This is a genomic window from Pseudomonas sp. SO81 (genome assembly GCF_030374125.1).
In the GTDB taxonomy this organism is placed as follows: domain Bacteria; phylum Pseudomonadota; class Gammaproteobacteria; order Pseudomonadales; family Pseudomonadaceae; genus Aquipseudomonas.
In genome coordinates this window covers 2,633,598-2,648,929 of the sequence record NZ_CP126126.1, presented here as the reverse complement: position 1 = coordinate 2,648,929, position 15,332 = coordinate 2,633,598, and the positions used below count along the sequence as shown (strand labels likewise).

Below are 15,332 nucleotides of genomic sequence, written 5' to 3'. Positions count from 1 at the left end.
CTCCTTTATCCAGCCAGGGAAAGCCAGGGTGTGGCGAGAAGGGTGGCCAGGGCGAGCAGCAGCTGCGCCAGCAGCCAGGCAGCTTGCAGACGCAGCAAGCGCAAAGCGCCGCGACAGCGATCGTCCCAGTCACGTGGAACAGCGGTGGTCTTCTGCAGGCCGAGCTGCAGCAGCGCCTGGTCCAGTTCACCGGTGCGCTCCCGCAAACATGGGGCGTCAGCGGCCAAGTGGGTGAACAGATCGGCGTCCAACGCCACGCGGACGGCCCAGTATTTCTGCGCCAGTCCGAACATCACCAGCAGGCTGCAGAGGATGCTGGCGGCGGGGCTGTGTGCGGCACCCAACAGCGGCGCCAGGCCATAGGCCAATGCCAGCAGAGTGATGGCGGCAGACAGCAGATCCAGCCCGCGACCTCGGCGCAGCAGGCCGGTCACCAGGGCGAGTTGCATCTCAGAGGCCATGGGCCACCTCCAGGCTCGCAGCCGGTTGCAGCAGACCCTGGAGCGCCAGGCGCTGGGCCTCACCAAGCACGATCTGCGGACGCGCCGCGCGGATCAGCTCGATGGCCTGCTCCACGCTATTTGCGCGGCCGCTCTGCAGCAGCCAGGCGCCGATCAAGGTGGCGCTGCGCGAATAGCCCAGGGCACAGCAGACTAACAGTGGTCCTTGCTGGTGCAACTGCTCGATCAGCTCGGCGCCCTGGCGGCAGGCCTCGGTATCGGGGGCGACCAGGTCCAGTAGCGGCAGGCTGCGGTAGATCTTGTCCGGCAGGCGAACCGGCAGCTCGGCACTGAGGTCCAGCACGGCGGTGAAGGGCGCTGCTTCCTGCTCGGTCGGTACTCGTCCCAGCCAGATGCCCTCCGCTACCTGATCCGGCTGTGGATGCTTGCGTGTCCACAGCCGCGAGTTGATCCAGGCACCGAGCATATAAGGCGCCAATAGCCAGGTACTGGCGGAGCCGAGCGAGCCATCGGCGCGCTTCTGGAAGCCGGCCGCGCCGAACAGCGCGTAGTTAATGGCGACCAGCAGCAGCGACGCGCAGGGCCACAGCAGCCACAGCCAGGCGCCGCTGAGGTTAATCGCCAGGGCGGCGCCGATGGCGCTGCCCAGCCCGTAGCGCAGGGCCAGACGCCAGCGCTGCGGCTCGCGAGCCAGGCGCAGGTTCTGCAGCGGGCTGCGGCCCTCGATCGGCCAGAGCCAGACGCATAGCCAGCCGGCCATGGCGCCGGTGGGCACGTCGATGAAGTGGTGCTGCCAGGTGGTCAGTACCGACAGGCCGATCAGCGCCATCCAGCCATGCAGCAGGCTGCGCAGAAGCAGGCCGCGGGTATGCCGGGCGAACATCACCCAGATCACCACCAGCAGCGCGATATGCAGCGAAGGCGCCTGGTTGAACGGTTTATCGAAGCCCATCAGCACATCGAACATCCAGCCGAAGAAGCCGCTCAGCTCAGGACGTTCGAAGGTGAAGCGCAGCGGCCAGAGCAGGAAGCAGGCGACGCAGATCAGCTGGGTGCTGAGCAGGCGCAGGGCGTGCCGATCCATCTCCCGGCGCGTGGCCGGCAGCAGGAAGGACAGGCCGTAGAGCAGGTCGATCGACCAGTAGGGCACGATGGTCCAGGCCCACAGCGGGGTCGCGCTTTCCCATGCGAACACCAGGCTGCCGACGTCGTTACGCTGTGCGGTCAGCCAGTTGGCGAAGCCATAGCTGGCGAAGAACAGTGGGGCCAGCAGCAACAGCCAGAGAACCCCGCGTTTCCATAGCCCGCTTTCGCGGGCGGCGGGGGCGTCCATCAGGACACCCGCTGCGCCAGGGACACGCTGAAGATGCCCCACTCGTCGATGCGCTGCTCCAGCTTGCGGAAGCCTGCGGCGGCGACTAGCTGATCCATTTCCGCCTGGCTGCGGCGGCGCATGACCCAGGGCTGACCTTCGCGGTGGCTGGTCAGTGCACGGGCGATCAGCTCCAGCTGCGGATGCCAGGGCTGCCCGGTGTAGATCAGGTAGCCGCCCTCCTCGACCGCCGCTGCCAGCCCGGCCAGCGAGTCGCCGATCATCTGATTGCTGCCGAACAGCTCATAGAGGCCGGAGACCACCGCCAGCGACGGCTTGGGATCGAGTGCGGCCAGGTCGGCCTTGTCGAAGGCATCGCCTTTGACGAAGCGGGCAATGTCGCTGAGACCCTTCTGCTCGATCAAGGCGCTGCCGTCGCGCACATTGATATCGCTGTAGTCGCGCAGCAGGATCGCGTCCGGCTTGTGCTCCATGCCCTGCAGCGATTCGAGAATGTAGCGACCGTGGCCGGCGGCGATATCGACGATGCGCACGCCCTTGCCCGCCTCGCGCAGCTTGCCCATGGCCAGGCGCAGTAGTTCCTCGGCGTGCACCTTGCGCTGGCGGATGCCGCGCCAGCCGATGGAGTTTAGGTAGTTCTGGTCGATCAGACGGCCCAGCCCACCCTTGCCGCTCGGGGTATTGCGGTAGACGTAGTCCAGGGTGCTGCCGGAATCGAAACCGGTCTCGAAGCCCAGCTTCACCCCGTCGGACAGCCCGCTGCCGAGCTTCAGCCCGGCACGGGTGGCGCGCCAGTACAGGTCTCCCAGCGAGTTCTTCGGCAGCGGCGCCGCCAGTTCCTCGGCTTCGGCGCAGGTCGCGCCGAGGCGATCGGCATCCAGCAGCGAGGGGCGATGCAATGGCTCTTCGAAGCTGCGCAGGATAAAGCGCCGCGCGCGGCTCAAGGCATGGGCGCGGTCGCGCTCGCCGAGGGTGTCGTGGAAGAAGCCGGGCAGGATGTGCTTCTCCTTGCGCAGGCTGCCCAGGCGCTCGAAGAACTGCTCCTGGGGCTTGCGGTGCACGACGAAGTCGGCGCCGGAGATCAGCAGCTGGGTCGGGATCTGGATCGCCTGGGCGTCGGCCACCACACGGTCGGCGGCTTCGTACAGGCCGAGCAGCATGTTCACCGAGATAGGCCTGGTGATCAGCGGATCGTTCTCGAAGGAGCGAATGCGCTCGGGATCGTGGCTGAGGAAGCGCGCCTTGACGTAGCTGTTGACGAAGAAGTTGCCGCGCCAGGCGCGCAGCAGCTTGAGACCGGGGCGGGCGAAGGGTACGTAGAGCTTGACCTTGAACGCCGGCGAGGCGAGCACCAGGCAGCGGATCTGCGGCGCGTAGTCGTGGGCCCAGGTCGACACCACCACGGCGCCGACACTCTGGGCCAGCAAGGCCATGTCCTGCTCGGCGATAGCATGCGTGGCGGCGATATGCTCGATAAAGGTCTGCACGTCGCGCACGCTGGTGGCGAAGCTCGGGCTGTCTCCACGGGCGCCGGGCGACAGGCCATGACCGCGGGCATCCCAGGCGAAGAAGTCGTAGTCGGGCAGATCCAGCTCGCCCGGCAGGTGGGCCATGCGCCCGCCGTGCTCGTGGCCGCGGTGGAACATCACCACCGCCTTGCGCGGGCCGGCCGCAGGCGTGGTGGCCGGCCAGTGGCGATAGAGCAGCTCTACGCCGTCATGGGTGGTGAAGATGTGGTTCTGAGCTTCACGCATCGAAATTTCCTTATTCCGATTGGCAGGTTTGCGCCACCTCGGTCAGGCCTTGGCGCACGCGATTGACCAGAGTCGCCAGCAGCAGCAGGAGAATCACCGCCAGCAGCCCATTTATCCAAGACGACGGCAACAGGCCGGACGCCACACCGGCACCCAGCACACCGAAGCAGAAGGCGCGGTCGCTCTTGCCCATGGGGCCGTCATAGCGGCGCGAGGCGCCGACCATCGGGCCGAGCACACCGGCGTATTCGCTGATCACCGCCAGCACCACCACCAGCACCACCAGGGTCGGCGAGACCCCGACCAGCAGGGCGAAAGGCAGGTACAGGGCGCTGTCGGCGACCACGTCGCTCAGCTCGTTGAGGTAGGCGCCGAGTTTGGATTGCTGGCCGAACTCGCGGGCCAGCATGCCGTCCACGGCGTTCAGTGCCATGCGCAGCAGCATCCACAGCGGAATCAGGGCGAACAGCCAGATGTAATGCGGCAGCCAGGCCAGCAGCGCGCCGAGCAGCAGCGAGACCAGCGCTGCGGCCAGGGTCACTTGGTTGGCGGTGACGCCGCGGGCGTGCAGGCGGGTGACGCCAGGGCGCAGCAGATTCTGGAAACGTGGCTTGAGCTGGTAGATGGATGGCATGAAGCGAAATTCCCTTTCACGACTACAGGAGACCTAGCTTAACCGCTTTGCAACAGGGCCGTTCCGGCAAGACTGTGCGGCACTGCCGAAATCCCTCAGGCAGGTGGGCTGGAAAAACTTATGCCCTGTTCAGGAATTGCGCCAGCTGATGGAATATCCATATAGATCAGCCGGTTGGGCTCTGTAATGGCACTGCGCCGGTATTTCTTGCACAGCTTATCCACAGACCGGCTCAGGCCGGGCTGGAAGCCTGTTCCGGGCTCACTTGCGGCGCCACGCCGCTGATTTCCTGCTGGGTCTGGGCGACCCAGGCGAAGGCGCGCTCGTTGAGCTCGGCAATGGCGCGGGGGCCTTCGCCTTCGGCGTGCATCAGCGGACCGATCACCACCTGGATGGTGCCGGGGAATTTGGCCCAGCCCTGCTTGGGCCAGAACTCGCCGGCGTTGTGGGCGATGGGCAGCACCGGCAGGCCGGCATTCACTGCCAGGGCCGCGCCGCCACGGGAGAACTTGCCGATCTGGCCCGGCGGAATGCGCGTGCCTTCCGGGAAGATCAGCACCCAGGCGCCCTGCTTGATGCGTTCGTCGCCCTGCTTGGCCAGCTGCTTGAGCGCCGCCTTGGGGTTGCTGCGGTCGATGGCAATGGGCCGCAGCATGGCCATGGCCCAGCCGAAGAATGGCACGTACAGCAGCTCGCGCTTGACCACCTGGGACAGCGGCTCGAAGAAGGCGGAGAGGAAGAAGGTCTCCCAGGTGCTCTGGTGCTTGGCCAGGATAACGCAGGGCTGTTGCGGGATGTTTTCCAGGCCGTGCACTTCATAGCGGATGCCGACCACCACCTTGGCCAGCCAGGTGGCGCAGCGGCACCAGGTCTGGATGACGAAGCGGTAGCGAGCGCGGAACGGCAGGAAGGGCGCGACGAACACGCAGAGGATGCACCAGAAGAAGGAGCTGGAGGACAGCAGCAGGTAGAAGAAGAAGGTTCTGATGGCCTGCACTGTCGTCATGGGGGCTCGCGTTCTCTAGAGAAGAAGCTGATCGGCAACCGCCGCCAGATCATCGAATATCAGGGTTCCCGCTGGCAATGGCTTGGCCAGGGTGCGTTGGCCCTTGCCGGTTTTTACCAGCACGGGCTGGCAATGGACGGCCAGGGCGGCGTCGAGGTCACCAGTGCTGTCGCCGACGAACCAGACGCCTGCCAGTTCTGTGCCGTAGTGCGCAGCGATCTGTTCGAGCATTCCCGGCTTGGGCTTGCGGCAGTTGCAGCCGTCGTCCGGGCCATGCGGGCAGTGCACGATCAGGCCGACTTCGCCGCCCTGCTCGGCCACCAGCTGGCGCAGGCGCGCATGCATGGACTCCAGCGTTGCCAGGTCGTAGTAGCCGCGCGCCAGGCCCGATTGGTTGGTGGCCACGGCGACGGTCCAGCCGGCCTGGCTCAGGCGCGCGATGGCGGAGATGGCGCCCGGGATCGGGATCCATTCGTCGAGGGATTTGATGTAGGCGTCGGAGTCTTCATTGATGACACCGTCGCGGTCGAGAATCAGCAGTTTCATGCGATTACCAAGGCGACCGGGCGGCATTGCGCCGCCCGGTTAGCCGTCAGCCCAGCAGGGAGATATCGGCGACGCCGAGGAACAGGCCACGCAGCTGGTTGAGCAGCGCGTAGCGGTTGGCGCGCACGGCGGCATCGTCGGCATTGACCATCACCGCGTCGAAGTACGCATCCACCGGCTCGCGCAGGCTGGCCAGCTGGGCCAGGGCCTCGCGGTAGCTGCGTGCGGCGGCCAGCGGTGCCACGGCTTGCGCGGCGGCGGCCACAGCCTGGGCCAGGGCCTGCTCGGCACCGGCTTCGAGCAGCGCGGCGTTGATACCGGCCGGCAGCTCGCCTTCGGCCTTGGCCAGGATGTTCGACACGCGCTTGTTGGCGGCGGCCAGAGCAGCGGCTTGCGGCAGCTGACGGAAGGCCTGCACCGCCTGCGCGCGCTGGTCGAAGTCCAGCGGCGCGGCCGGGCTGAGTGCGCGTACCGCCTGGTACACGGCCACTTCCACGCCTTCGTCTTCGTAGCGCGCACGTAGGCGGTCGAAGATGAAGTCCAGCACCTGCTGGGCCAGGCCTGCGGCCTTGACCTTGTCGCCGTACAGGTCGATGGCGAAGGCCACGGCCTCGACCAAGTTCAGGTCCAGCTGCTTCTCGATCAGGATGCGCAGCACGCCCAGCGCCGCGCGACGCAGGGCGTAGGGGTCCTTGGAGCCGGTCGGCAGCATGCCGATGCCGAAGATGCCGACCAGGGTGTCGAGCTTGTCGGCCACGGCCACGGCAGCACCGGTGAGGGTCTGCGGCAATTCTGCCCCTGCCCCACGCGGCATATATTGCTCGTTCAGCGCCTGGGCCACGTCGTCGGCCTCGCCATCGTGCTTGGCGTAGTAGTAGCCGGCGATGCCCTGCATTTCCGGGAACTCGCCGACCATCTCGGTGGCCAGGTCGCACTTGGACAGGATGCCGGCGCGGGACGCGCGGCTGGCGTCACCGCCGATCTTGCCGGCGATGAAGCCGGCAAGCTTCGAGACGCGCTCGGCCTTGTCGAACACGCTGCCGAGCTGGGCCTGGAACACCACGTTGGCCAGGCGCTCGTTGCGTTTCTCCAGGGGCTGGCGCTTGTCCTGCTTGAAGAAGAACTCGGCGTCGGTCAGGCGCGGACGCACCACCTTCTCGTTGCCGGCAACGATCTGCGCCGGGTCCTTGCTCTCGATGTTGGCCACTGTGATGAAGCGCGGCAGCAGCTTGCCGTTGCCGTCCAGCAGGCAGAAGTACTTCTGGTTGTCCTGCATGGTGGTGATCAGGGCTTCCTGCGGCACCTCGAGGAAACGCTCCTCGAAGGAGCAGACCAGCGGCACCGGCCATTCGACCAGGGCGCTGACTTCATCCAGCAGGGCCGGCGGCACGATGGCGCTGCCGTTCTCGGCCTTGGCCAGTTCGGCCACGCGGGCGGCGATCAGGCTGCGGCGCTCGGCGAAGTCGGCGATCACCTGGGCGGCGCGCAGGTCAGCGGCGTAGCTGGCCGGGCTGGCGATGGTCACGTCACGGTTGGCGTGGAAGCGATGACCACGCGAGGTGCGGCCGGCCTTCTGGGCGAGGATCTCGCAGTCGACCACCTGGTCGCCGAACAGCATCACCAGCCATTGGGTCGGACGCACGAACTCGGTCTTGCGCGCGCCCCAGCGCATGCGCTTGGGAATCGGCAGCTCGTTCAGCGAGGCTTCGACGATGCCGGCCAGCAGGCTGACGGCGGGTTGGCCGGCGATCGACTGGCTGAATTTCAGTTTCGGGCCGCTGGTGTCGATCTGGCTCAGCTCGACGCCGCACTTCTTGGCGAAGCCCAGGGCGGCCTGGGTCGGGTTGCCATCCTTGTCGAAGGCGGCCTGCACGGGCGGGCCGTCGAGGTTGACGGTGCGGTCCGGCTGCTGCGCGGCGAGTTGCTCGACCAGCACGGCGAGGCGACGCGGGGCGGCGTATACACGGGCGCTGGCATAGCCCAGGCCGGCGGCCTTGAGGCCCTTCTCGACGCCGGCGAGGAAGGCGTCGCCGAGGCTCTTCAGGGCCTTCGGTGGCAGCTCTTCGGTGCCCAGCTCAACCAGAAAATCCTGAGCACTCATTATTCGGCCTCCTTCAGCTGAGCCAGCACTTCGTCACGCAGTTCCGGGGTGGCCATCGGGAAGCCGAGTTTGGCGCGGGCCAGCAGGTAGCTCTGGGCGATGTTCCGCGACAGGGTGCGCACGCGCAGGATGTACTGCTGGCGCGCGGTCACCGAGATGGCGCGGCGGGCGTCGAGCAGGTTGAAGCTGTGCGAGGCCTTGATCACCATTTCGTAGGCCGGCAGCGGCAGCTGTAGCTCCATCAGGCGGTTGGCCTCGGACTCGTAGAAGTCGAACAGGTCGAACAGCTTGTCGACGTTGGCGTGTTCGAAGTTGAAGGTGGACTGCTCCACTTCGTTCTGGTGGAACACGTCGCCGTAGGTGACCTTGCCGAACGGGCCGTCCGAGTAGACCAGGTCATACACCGAATCGACGCCCTGCAGGTACATGGCCAGACGTTCCAGGCCGTAGGTGATCTCGCCGGTCACCGGGTAGCACTCGACGCCGCCGACCTGCTGGAAGTAGGTGAACTGGGTGACTTCCATGCCGTTCAGCCAGACTTCCCAGCCCAGGCCCCAGGCGCCGAGGGTCGGCGATTCCCAGTTGTCCTCGACGAAGCGGATGTCGTGCACCAGGGTATCGACGCCGATGCGGCGCAGCGACTCCAGGTACAGGTCCTGGATGTTGTCCGGGTTCGGCTTGAGGACCACCTGGAACTGGTAGTAGTGCTGCAGGCGGTTGGGGTTCTCGCCATAGCGGCCGTCGGCCGGACGGCGCGAGGGCTGCACGTAGGCGGCGTTCCAGGTCTCCGGACCGATGGCGCGCAGGAAAGTCGCGGTGTGGAAGGTGCCGGCACCCATTTCCATGTCATAGGGTTGCAGGATCACGCAGCCTTGCTCGGCCCAGTAGCTCTGCAGGGCGAGGATCAGGCCTTGGAAGGTGCTTACGTCGGGCGTAGTCTGGCTCACGAATTTCACCGGTATCGAGGCGTTTGCATAAAGCCGCGCAGTATACCCGATCAGGCCCGCCCTTGAGGGCAGCGGCCCACAGCGTAGGCGTATGGCGCAATAACTGTTTTTTCATACAGTATTTTGGCTATAGTCAGGCTTCCTCCATTTCCCGGTTCGACTGCCATGCCGCGCTGCTTCTGGTGCAACGACGATCCCCTGTACATCGCCTATCACGACCAAGAGTGGGGCGTGCCGCAGCGCGACCCGCAGTGGCTGTTCGAGATGCTGCTGCTGGAAGGCTTCCAGGCCGGCCTGTCGTGGATCACCGTGCTGAGGAAGCGCGAACGCTATCGCCAGGTGCTGTTCGGCTTCGATGCCGAGCGTCTGGCGGTGATGAGCGACGCGGAGATCGAGGAACGCATGCAGGACCCCGGCATCATCCGCAACCGCGCCAAGCTCAGGGCGGCGCGGCAGAACGCCCAGGCCTGGCTCAAGCTGGAAGACCCGGTGGCGCTGCTCTGGTCCTTCGTCGGTGGCGCGCCGAAGATCAATCACTTCAGCGGCCGCGGCGAGGTGCCGGCAATGACACCCGAGGCCGAGGCCATGAGCAAGGCGCTGAAGAAGCTGGGCTTCACCTTCGTCGGCCCGACCATCTGCTACGCCTACATGCAGGCGGCCGGCATGGTCATGGACCACACCACCGACTGCGATCGCTATCACGCACTGCGAGGCTGAACCCGGCGGTCACAGCCGTTACAATGCTGGCCTTTTGCGTATTCGGGAGTTGCTCGTGGAGAAATTCAAAGGCGCCCTGGTGGTCGGTTTCCTGCGCCTGTTCGCCCTGTTGCCCTGGGGGGCCGTGCAGGCGGCCGGCTCGGCCATCGGCTGGTTGATGTGGAAGCTGCCGAACAGCTCGCGCGAGGTGGTGCGCATCAACCTCGCCAAGTGCTTCCCCGAGCTCGACGACGCCGAACGTGAGCAACTGGTCGGCGCCAGCCTGCGCGACATCGGCAAGATCTTCACCGAGAGCGCCTGCGCCTGGATCTGGCCGGTGGAGCGCACCCTCAAGCTGGTGCGCGAGGTGGAGGGCCTGGACGTGCTGCACGCGGCCCTGGCCTCCGGCAAGGGCGTGGTCGGCGTGGCCAGCCACCTGGGCAACTGGGAAGTGCTCAACCACTACTTCTGTTCCCAGTGCAAACCGGTGATCTTCTATCGCCCGCCCAAGCTCAAGGCGGTCGACGAGCTGTTGCAGAAGCAACGGGCGCAGATGGGCAACCGTGTGGCGGCCTCGACCAAGGAAGGCATCCTCAGCGTGATCAAGGAGGTGCGCCGCGGAGGCGTAGTGGGCATTCCCGCCGACCCGGAGCCGAGCCGCTCCAGCGGCATCTTCGTGCCCTTCTGCGCGACCCAGGCGCTGACCAGCAAGTTCGTCCCCGGCATGCTCGCCGGCGGCAAGGCGGTCGGCGTGTTCCTCACTGCCGTACGCCTGCCGGACAACAGTGGCTTCAAGGTGATCTTCGAGGCGGTGCCCGAGGACATGTACAGCGAGGACCCGCAGGTATCGGCCGCGGCCATGAGCCGCGAGCTGGAGCGCTACGTGCGCGCCTACCCGAGCCAGTACCTGTGGAGCATGAAGCGCTTCAAGAAGCGCCCCGAGGGCGAGAAGAAGTGGTATTGATACGGCCGGCGTAAGCCAGTACCGTCACAGCAGTTTCCCGCCCATAACAACAGGACAGGCATGGACAACAAGCGCGATCACAAGCGTACCCCGCTGAAGGTCCAGCTGCGCATCGATCATCCGCTGCACGGCCAGATGCTGGTGACTACCCGCGATATCTCTGAGAGCGGCGTGTTCGTGGTGATCGACGATGCGCAGAAGCTGCTGCAGATCGGCGAAGTGGTCAGCGGCCAGGTCCAGGGCCTGCCGATACCGGCGCCGGTGGTGCAGATGCAGGTGGTGCGTTTCGAGCCCAGCGGCGTGGCGCTGATCTTCCAGCGCGAAGACTAGGCGCCCTCTCCCGTCGCCTTCTCCAGGCGGCGCAGAAACACCGTCATTTCCTTCTCGGTCTGCTTGTCGCCGCGCTTGCGCGCCACTTCCAGGCCGTTGTGCCATGCCTGGCGCGCCTCCTCCAGCATGCCGCGCTTCTGGCAGGCCTGCCCCAGCAGTTTCCACGCCGCCGAGTAGTTGGGATCGAAGCCCAGGCATTTCTGCAGATGCTCGGCAGCCGCTTCCGGCTGATTGTTATCCAGGTAGGCCTTGCCCAGGCCGAAGCGCAGCAGGGCGTTGTCCACCCCACGGGCCAGCAGTTTTTCCAGGGAGTCCGGCGTCGTCATGCCATGGGCCTCGGCGAATGCCTTGTCAGAAGAAAGTCAGACCGACCTGGAACAGGCGCTCCACGTCGCGGATGTACTTCTTGTCGACGAGGAACAGTATCACGTGGTCGCCGGACTCGATCACCGTGTCGTCGTGGGCGATCAGCACTTCCTCGTCACGAATCACCGCGCCGATGGTGGTGCCCGGCGGCAGGGCGATCTCCTCGATCATCTTGCCGACCACCTTGCTCGAGCGCGAATCGCCATGGGCGATGGCCTCGATGGCCTCGGCCGCGCCGCGGCGCAGGCTGTGCACGCTCTCGATGTCGCCGCGGCGCACGTGGGTCAGCAGGGTGCCGATGGTGGCCAGCTGCGGGCTGATGGCGATGTCGATATCGCCGCCCTGGACCAGGTCGACGTAGGCCGGGTTGTTGATGATGGTCATCACCTTGCGCGCGCCCAGGCGCTTGGCCAGCAGCGAGGACATGATGTTGGCCTCGTCGTCGTTGGTCAGGGCCAGGAAGATGTCGGCCTCGTTGATGTTCTCTTCCACCAGCAGGTCGCGGTCGGAGGCGCTGCCCTGCAGCACGATGGTGCTTTCCAGGTTGTCCGAGAGGTGGCGGCAGCGCGCCGGGTTCATCTCGATGATCTTCACCTGGTAGCGGCTCTCGATGGCCTCGGCCAGGCGCTCGCCGATATGCCCGCCGCCGGCGATGACGATGCGCTTGTAGCTGTCCTCGAGGCGGCGCAGCTCGCTCATTACTGCCCTGATATGAGCTTTGGCGGCGATGAAGAACACCTCGTCGTCGGCTTCGATCACCGTGTCGCCCTGGGGCATGATCGGCCGGTTGCGCCTGAAGATGGCGGCGACGCGGGTATCGACGTTGGGCATGTGCTCGCGCAGCTGGCGCAGCTGCTGTCCGACCAGCGGGCCGCCGTAGTAGGCCTTGACCGCCACCAGCTGGGCCTTGCCCTCGGCGAAGTCGATCACCTGCAGGGCGCCGGGGTACTCGATCAGGCGCTTGATGTAGTTGGTCACCACCTGCTCGGGGCTGATCAGCACGTCGACCGGGATGGCCTCGTTGTCGAACAGCGCCTCGCGGGTCAGGTAGGCCGACTCGCGCACCCGGGCGATCTTGGTCGGGGTGTGGAACAGGGTATAGGCGACCTGGCAGGCGACCATGTTGGTCTCGTCGCTGTTGGTCACCGCCACCAGCATGTCGGCGTCGTCGGCGCCGGCCTGGCGCAGTACGGTGGGGAAGGAGCCGCGGCCGACCACGGTGCGGATATCCAGGCGGTCGCCGAGGTCACGTAGGCGGTCGGCATCGGTGTCGACCACGGTGATGTCGTTGGCCTCGCTGGCCAGGTGCTCCGCCAGGGTGCCGCCGACCTGCCCTGCGCCGAGAATGATGATTTTCACGCGATCACTCCGTTAGCCGCGTGATGCGGCGATCTTGATCAGCTTGGCATAGTAGAAGCCGTCGTGGCCCTCGGCCTGCGGCAGCAGCTGGCGGCCATGGGCCTGCTTGAGGCCGAAGGCGCCAGGGATGTCCAACTCACGTGCACCGGGGGTGCGGGCGAGGAAGGCGGCGATGTTGTCGCGGTTTTCCTCCGGCAGCACCGAGCAGGTGGCGTAGAGCAGCACGCCGCCGACCTCCAGGGTCGGCCACAAGGCATCGAGCAGCTCGCCCTGCAGCTGGGCCAGCGCGGTGATGTCGTCGGCCTGACGGGTCAGCTTGATATCCGGATGGCGACGGATCACACCGGTGGCCGAGCAGGGCGCGTCGAGCAGGATGCGCTGGAATGGCTTACCGTCCCACCAGGCAGCCACGTCACGGCCATCGGCGGCGACCAGAGTGGCCTTGAGCTTGAGGCGGTCGAGATTCTCCTGCACCCGGGCCAGACGCGCCGGCTCCAGATCCAAGGCCACGACTTCGGCCAGTTGCAGCTGTGCTTCCAGCAGATGGCAGGTCTTGCCGCCGGGCGCCGCGCAGGCGTCCAGCACACGCTGGCCGGGCGCCAGGTCGAGCAGGTCGGCGGCCAGCTGCGCGGCCTCGTCCTGCACGCTGACGCGGCCCTCGGCGAAGCCCGGCAGGGTCTTCACGTCGCAGGGTTGCAGCAAGCGGATGCCGTCGCGGCTAAAGGCGCAGGGTTCGGCTTCGACGCCAGCGGCGCGCAGCTCGGCGAGGTAGGCGTCGCGGCTGCCATGGCGGCGATTGACCCGCAGGATCAGCGGTGGGTGCTGGTTGTTGGCGGCGCAGATCGCCTGCCAGTGCTCGGGCCAGTCGGCCTTGAGGCGCTTCTGCAGCCAGCGCGGGTGAGCGGTGTGCAGCACCGGATCGCGATCCAGTTCGGCGAATAGCGCCTCGTGATCGCGCTGGGCATTGCGCAGCACGCCGTTGAGCAGGCCCTTGAGCGAGGATTTCTTCAGCTTGTCGATGCAGGCCACCGTCTCGCCGATGGCGGCGTGGGCCGGGATGCGGGTATGCAGCAGCTGGTACAGGCCGACCAGGAGCAGGGCCTCGACATCGCGGTCGGCGGCCTTGAACGGCTTCTGTAGCAGCTTCTCGGCGAGCAGCTGCAGGCGTGGCTGCCAGCGCGCGGTGCCGAAGGCCAGGTCCTGGGCCAGGCCGCGGTCACGTGCCTCGACCCTGTCCAGCAGCGGCGGCAGGCTGCTACCCAGCGAGGCCTTGCCATTCAGTACGGCGGCCAGGGCGCGGGCGGCGGCCAGGCGTGGGTTCATTGACCAAGCACCAGGCCGGGGGCGAACTGCTCGCGGCGGCTGTTGTACAGGTCGGCGAAGGCCAGCGGCTTGCCGCCGGGCAACTGCAGGCGGGTCAGACGCAGGGCGCCTTCGCCGCAGGCGACGGTCAGGCCGTTCTTATCGGCGGCGAGCACGGTGCCGGGGGTGCCTTTGCCCTCGCCCAGCTGCGCGGCCAGCACCTTGAGCGGTTCGCCGTTCAGGGTGCTATGGCAGATCGGCCAGGGATTGAAGGCGCGCACCAGGCGCTCCAGCTCCTCGGCCGGGCGGCTCCAGTCGAGGCGTGCCTCGTCCTTGTTCAGCTTGTGGGCGTAGGTGGCCAGGCTGTCGTCCTGCACTTCGCCCTTGAGTTCGCCTGCGGCGAGTTTAGTGACTGCCTCGACCACGGCCGCCGAGCCCAGGTGCGCCAGCCGATCGTGCAGGCTGCCGCCGGTGTCCTCGACTGTGATGGTGGTGGTGACCTTGAGCAGCATGGGGCCGGTATCGAGGCCAGCCTCCATCTGCATCACCGTGACGCCGCTGCTGGCATCGCCGGCCTGGATCGCGCGCTGAATCGGCGCGGCACCGCGCCAGCGTGGCAGCAGCGAGGCGTGGCTGTTGATGCAGCCCAGGCGCGGGGTGTCGAGCACCACCTGCGGCAGGATCAGGCCGTAGGCGACCACCACCATCAGGTCCGGCTTGAGCGCGGCGAGCTCGGCCTGGGCGGCAGGATCGCGCAGGGTCTGCGGCTGGTACACGGCGATATTGTGCTGCAGGGCCAATTGCTTGACCGGGCTGGGCATCAGTTTCTGCCCGCGGCCAGCCGGGCGATCCGGCTGGGTGTACACGGCGACGATCTCGCGACCCGCGTCGAGCAAAGCCTGCAGGTGCTGGGCGGCAAATTCCGGGGTGCCGGCAAAGATGATGCGCATGGATCACTCACTGCATGAAAAGAAAAAGGCTTGCCGGAGCAAGCCTTTCGGAGTCGGGAATCAAGCCTGCTGGCGGTGCTGTTTTTCCAGCTTTTTCTTGATCCGGTCGCGCTTGAGGTTGGACAGGTAGTCGACGAACAGCTTGCCGTTGAGGTGATCGCACTCATGCTGGATGCACACGGCGAGCAGGCCTTCGGCGATCAGCTCGTACGGCTTGCCGTCGCGGTCCTGGGCCTTGATCTTGACCTTCTGCGGGCGGTCGACGTTCTCGTAGAAGCCAGGTACCGACAGGCAGCCTTCCTGGTACTGGTCCATTTCCTCAGTCAGCGACTCGAACTCGGGGTTGATGAACACCCGTGGCTCGGACTTGTCCTCGGACAGATCCATCACCACCACACGCTTGTGCACGTTGATCTGGGTGGCCGCCAGACCTATGCCAGGCGCGGCATACATGGTCTCGAACATGTCGTCGATCAGTTGGGAAAGAGCTGCGTCGAATACGGTCACCGGCTTGGCGATAGTACGCAGGCGCGGATCGGGGAATTCGAGGATGTTGAGTATCGCCATGGCTGTTTGTGATGCA

Annotated in this window: 16 protein-coding genes; 3 read left to right on the top strand and 13 right to left on the bottom strand. The window is 66.3% G+C overall.

Annotation, left to right across the window (positions count from 1 at the left end; translation table 11 throughout):
* Positions 1 to 5: 5 nt before the first annotated feature.
* The 8 genes from OH686_RS12315 to glyQ all read right to left on the bottom strand — a co-directional run bounded on the left by OH686_RS12315 (position 6) and on the right by glyQ (position 8,782).
* Positions 6 to 461, bottom strand: a complete 456-nt coding sequence (locus tag OH686_RS12315) for a hypothetical protein (protein ID WP_289532907.1) — start codon at positions 459 to 461, stop codon at positions 6 to 8.
* Positions 451 to 1,794 (bottom strand): phosphatase PAP2/dual specificity phosphatase family protein, encoded by a 1,344-nt coding sequence (locus tag OH686_RS12310; RefSeq protein ID WP_289532905.1) that lies wholly within the window; start codon positions 1,792 to 1,794, stop codon positions 451 to 453. Before OH686_RS12310 ends, OH686_RS12315 begins: the two co-directional genes overlap by 11 nt.
* Entirely contained in the window at positions 1,794 to 3,548 is a 1,755-nt protein-coding gene (locus tag OH686_RS12305; protein WP_289532903.1) for a bifunctional alpha/beta hydrolase/class I SAM-dependent methyltransferase, read from the bottom strand. Before OH686_RS12305 ends, OH686_RS12310 begins: the two co-directional genes overlap by 1 nt.
* A gap of 10 nt (positions 3,549 to 3,558) precedes the next feature.
* Positions 3,559 to 4,182, bottom strand: a complete 624-nt coding sequence (locus OH686_RS12300) for a CDP-alcohol phosphatidyltransferase family protein (RefSeq protein ID WP_289532901.1) — start codon at positions 4,180 to 4,182, stop codon at positions 3,559 to 3,561.
* A 232-nt stretch (positions 4,183 to 4,414) separates the two neighbouring features.
* Positions 4,415 to 5,188 carry a lysophospholipid acyltransferase family protein gene (locus OH686_RS12295; RefSeq protein ID WP_289532899.1) on the bottom strand — a complete coding sequence of 258 codons (774 nt, stop codon included), beginning with the start codon at positions 5,186 to 5,188 and terminating at the stop codon, positions 4,415 to 4,417.
* Between the two features lie 15 nt (positions 5,189 to 5,203).
* Entirely contained in the window at positions 5,204 to 5,734 is a 531-nt protein-coding gene (gene gmhB, locus OH686_RS12290; protein ID WP_289532897.1) for a D-glycero-beta-D-manno-heptose 1,7-bisphosphate 7-phosphatase, read from the bottom strand.
* Between the two features lie 46 nt (positions 5,735 to 5,780).
* Positions 5,781 to 7,835 carry a glycine--tRNA ligase subunit beta gene (gene glyS, locus OH686_RS12285; protein WP_289532895.1) on the bottom strand — a complete coding sequence of 685 codons (2,055 nt, stop codon included), beginning with the start codon at positions 7,833 to 7,835 and terminating at the stop codon, positions 5,781 to 5,783.
* Complete coding sequence (gene glyQ / locus OH686_RS12280; RefSeq protein ID WP_137973909.1) at positions 7,835 to 8,782, bottom strand: glycine--tRNA ligase subunit alpha; 948 nt, start codon at positions 8,780 to 8,782, stop codon at positions 7,835 to 7,837. Before glyQ ends, glyS begins: the two co-directional genes overlap by 1 nt.
* A gap of 165 nt (positions 8,783 to 8,947) precedes the next feature.
* Between glyQ and OH686_RS12275 the strand changes: the two genes are divergently transcribed.
* From OH686_RS12275 to OH686_RS12265, 3 genes are read left to right on the top strand one after another with little or no spacing between them, the layout of a single operon-like run.
* A complete protein-coding gene (locus OH686_RS12275) occupies positions 8,948 to 9,499 on the top strand; it encodes a DNA-3-methyladenine glycosylase I (RefSeq protein WP_289532894.1) in 552 nt (183 codons plus the stop codon).
* A gap of 55 nt (positions 9,500 to 9,554) precedes the next feature.
* A complete protein-coding gene (locus OH686_RS12270; protein ID WP_289532893.1) occupies positions 9,555 to 10,442 on the top strand; it encodes a lysophospholipid acyltransferase in 888 nt (295 codons plus the stop codon).
* 60 nt (positions 10,443 to 10,502) lie between these two features.
* On the top strand, positions 10,503 to 10,772 hold the full coding sequence (locus tag OH686_RS12265; RefSeq protein WP_137973905.1) for a PilZ domain-containing protein: 270 nt from the start codon (positions 10,503 to 10,505) through the stop codon (positions 10,770 to 10,772).
* Here the strand turns inward: OH686_RS12265 and OH686_RS12260 are convergent.
* The 5 genes from OH686_RS12260 to def are packed head-to-tail and all read right to left on the bottom strand — an operon-like array spanning position 10,769 to position 15,316.
* Positions 10,769 to 11,098 (bottom strand): tetratricopeptide repeat protein, encoded by a 330-nt coding sequence (locus tag OH686_RS12260; RefSeq protein WP_289532891.1) that lies wholly within the window; start codon positions 11,096 to 11,098, stop codon positions 10,769 to 10,771. The two genes, OH686_RS12265 and OH686_RS12260, sit on opposite strands and share 4 nt — an antisense overlap.
* Before the next feature lie 25 nt (positions 11,099 to 11,123).
* Positions 11,124 to 12,497 (bottom strand): Trk system potassium transporter TrkA, encoded by a 1,374-nt coding sequence (trkA, locus tag OH686_RS12255; protein WP_289532889.1) that lies wholly within the window; start codon positions 12,495 to 12,497, stop codon positions 11,124 to 11,126.
* A 12-nt stretch (positions 12,498 to 12,509) separates the two neighbouring features.
* Positions 12,510 to 13,820, bottom strand: coding sequence for a 16S rRNA (cytosine(967)-C(5))-methyltransferase RsmB (rsmB, locus tag OH686_RS12250; RefSeq protein ID WP_289532887.1), 1,311 nt, complete (start codon positions 13,818 to 13,820; stop codon positions 12,510 to 12,512).
* A complete protein-coding gene (gene fmt / locus OH686_RS12245) occupies positions 13,817 to 14,749 on the bottom strand; it encodes a methionyl-tRNA formyltransferase (protein ID WP_289532885.1) in 933 nt (310 codons plus the stop codon). The genes rsmB and fmt overlap by 4 nt, the downstream gene beginning before the upstream one ends.
* A gap of 60 nt (positions 14,750 to 14,809) precedes the next feature.
* Positions 14,810 to 15,316, bottom strand: a complete 507-nt coding sequence (def, locus tag OH686_RS12240; RefSeq protein ID WP_137973900.1) for a peptide deformylase — start codon at positions 15,314 to 15,316, stop codon at positions 14,810 to 14,812.
* Positions 15,317 to 15,332 lie beyond the last annotated feature (16 nt).